At 29.6% G+C, this 2,226-nt stretch carries 3 protein-coding genes and 1 pseudogene; all 4 read left to right on the forward strand.

Features of this window, described 5'->3' with window-relative positions; translation table 11 throughout:
• Window positions 1-89: 89 nt before the first annotated feature.
• Window positions 90-1,058, forward strand: coding sequence for a 2-hydroxyacid dehydrogenase (locus ABWO04_RS11275; RefSeq protein ID WP_353079787.1), 969 nt, complete (start codon window positions 90-92; stop codon window positions 1,056-1,058).
• A 39-nt stretch (window positions 1,059-1,097) separates the two neighbouring features.
• Window positions 1,098-1,484 (forward strand): DUF4234 domain-containing protein, encoded by a 387-nt coding sequence (locus ABWO04_RS11280; RefSeq protein WP_353079788.1) that lies wholly within the window; start codon window positions 1,098-1,100, stop codon window positions 1,482-1,484.
• A 124-nt stretch (window positions 1,485-1,608) separates the two neighbouring features.
• Complete coding sequence (locus ABWO04_RS11285) at window positions 1,609-1,920, forward strand: DUF2752 domain-containing protein (RefSeq protein WP_353079789.1); 312 nt, start codon at window positions 1,609-1,611, stop codon at window positions 1,918-1,920.
• A gap of 226 nt (window positions 1,921-2,146) precedes the next feature.
• Window positions 2,147-2,226: pseudogene (locus ABWO04_RS12145) on the forward strand (DUF805 domain-containing protein); the annotation flags it as partial.

The following is a 2,226-nucleotide window of genomic DNA, read 5'->3' on the forward strand; positions in this document are numbered from 1 at the left end:
AATCTGTGTCAATCTGTGTTTGAGTTTACGTGTTTCTTATTGAAAAAATTGCGAATCTCTTCGAAATAATCTAACTTTCCGTTTTCAAAATGAATTCTATGCAAACTATTTCTACAATTAAAATTCTTCATCTTGACACCAATCATCCGTTGCTTTGGGAGCAATTAGAAAAGGCAGGTTTTCAGAATGAAGCAGATTATACTTCCACCAAAGAAGAAGTAGAAAGTAAAATAGAAAACTATCACGGAATTGTCATTAGAAGCCGATTTAAAATTGATAAAACCTTTATTGATAAAGCAAAAAACTTACAATTCATTGCGCGAGTGGGTGCCGGTTTAGAAAGTATCGATTGCGAATATGCCGAAAGTAAAAACATTAAACTAATTGCCGCTCCAGAAGGAAACGCTTCTGCTGTTGGCGAACACGCTTTAGGCATGCTATTGTCATTATTCAATAAATTAAATACCGCCGATAAAGAAGTCAAATCAGGACAATGGAATCGTGAAAGCAATCGCGGAACAGAATTAGACGGAAAAACAGTTGGAATTATTGGGTATGGAAATATGGGAAAATCTTTCGCAAAAAAATTGCGAGGTTTTGAAGTTGACGTTTTGTGTTATGACATTATACCAAATAAAGGCGATGAAAATGCTAAACAAGTTACCTTACAAGAAATACAACAAAAAGTAGATGTTTTAAGTTTACACATTCCGTGGACAGCAGAAACCGATAAAATGGTAAATACTACGTTTATCAATCAATTCTCAAAACCATTTTGGTTTATAAATACCGCAAGAGGAAAAAGTGTTGTAACTGCCGATTTAGTTTCTGCATTACAATCCGGTAAAATTTTAGGTGCAGGTTTAGATGTTTTAGAATACGAAAAACTATCTTTTGAAACCTTATTTGAAGGTGAAAAACCAGCTGCTTTTGAATACTTGCTAAACGCTAATAATGTGCTTTTATCACCACATATAGCAGGTTGGACATTTGAAAGTAAAGAAAAACTTGCCCAAGTTATTGTAAATAAAATTTTGAAAGTTTATGTAACAAAATAAAAAAATAGGCATCTAATCAAAAACTAAAACTATAAAATTATGAATGAAGTTACAAAACAAGAGGAGTGGAATAACCAAAAACCAAATCTCCCCGTATTTAAAGTAGACCCAGTAATGGTATTAATTTTCGGAATTTTAACTTGCGGATTGTACTTGATTTATTGGAACATAAAAGCCGCTGAAGTAATGAATGCTGCTGCAGGAAAAGAAGTTATATCTTCTCCAGTTGCTATATTAGCGGGATGCTGTATGCCAATTAATTTATATTATTATTGGGTAGCAGGAAAAGAAGCTCTGCCGAAAATATACGAATTAACGGGTCAACCTCAAAAAGATGAATCAGTACTTTTATTGATTTTAGGTTTTTTCTTTCCAATGGTTTCAGCAATGATTATTCAAGGTGATATAAATAAATTATACAATTAAACCTTTTATAAAAAATAGAATTTTAGGAATAATTGGTGTACTTGTTACACTAATTGTTCCTTTTTTTATACAACAAAATAATTCTGGAAATTTAGATAACGAACAATCTTTATGTCCGTTCAAAATGTTAACTGGTTTTCCCTGTCCAGGTTGTGGAATTACAAAATCTATTGTATATTTCTATGAAGGCGATATTTATAGAAGTTTATTACATCATCTATTTGGACCACTTTTTGTATTTTTTTGTCTCTTGGTTTTGTTTAAACTTATTGCAGAATTAATTTATAAAAAACCATTTTTTGATAAATTATTTTACAGTATGAAGCTTGCTTATTTTATGGGAGCATTATTAGGAATCTATCACTTAATTAGAGTGTTTTTTTATATCAAAAATAATAATTTAGATTCAGTTTTGAAACAATCTATTTGGAAATAGTTGTTTTTCAATTCTTTATAAAAGTATTTGACAAATCCTAAAATAATGTTTCAAAAAACAAAGAATAATATTTTTATTTTCATAAATATTTCATAATATTGTTATTAATAACCAATTAATTTTAATTATTATGTTTCAATGGTACAAAAAAGTTGTATTTGACAACTATGCAAATTTTAATGGTAGAGCGAGAAGATCAGAGTATTGGTATTTCGTTTTATTTAATATGATTTTTGCTATTTCAGCAATGATTTTAGATAATTTGCTGGGATTAAATTTTGATCCAATTCCTTATGGATGGTTTTA

It is taken from the genome of Flavobacterium sp. (assembly GCF_040382755.1).
GTDB lineage: Bacteria > Bacteroidota > Bacteroidia > Flavobacteriales > Flavobacteriaceae > Flavobacterium.